Origin of the sequence: Psychrobacter sp. TB20-MNA-CIBAN-0197, assembly GCF_040309765.1 — a bacterium.
In the GTDB taxonomy this organism is placed as follows: domain Bacteria; phylum Pseudomonadota; class Gammaproteobacteria; order Pseudomonadales; family Moraxellaceae; genus Psychrobacter; species Psychrobacter submarinus.
In genome coordinates, this window is the sequence record NZ_JBEOPC010001264.1 from 1 (window position 1) to 242 (window position 242).

The following is a 242-nucleotide window of genomic DNA, read 5'->3' on the forward strand; positions in this document are numbered from 1 at the left end:
GGTCAATGCCGTTGATGAGGTCATGGGTGTACTCAAATATGGTGTCGATGAGCATGAGCGCGGCATTATGGAAACCCGCCTTGCTGCCAATATTACCTTGGCTAAGCCGCTTGAGCGTCTACTTGCTGGTCGTATTGAGCGCGGCGATTGGTATGAGCTGCGCCAAGATATCCTGCGTATGCAATCGGCGCTGGCCGGTCATCCACTCAAAGGTTTGATGGGCGCGCGCGTCGATATTATTG

General features: G+C 53.7%; 1 protein-coding gene. It reads left to right on the forward strand.

Annotation, left to right across the window (positions count from 1 at the left end; genetic code table 11):
* On the forward strand, positions 1 to 242 hold a 242-nt coding region (locus tag AAEY83_RS18025; RefSeq protein WP_351061431.1), incomplete at both ends, for a hypothetical protein.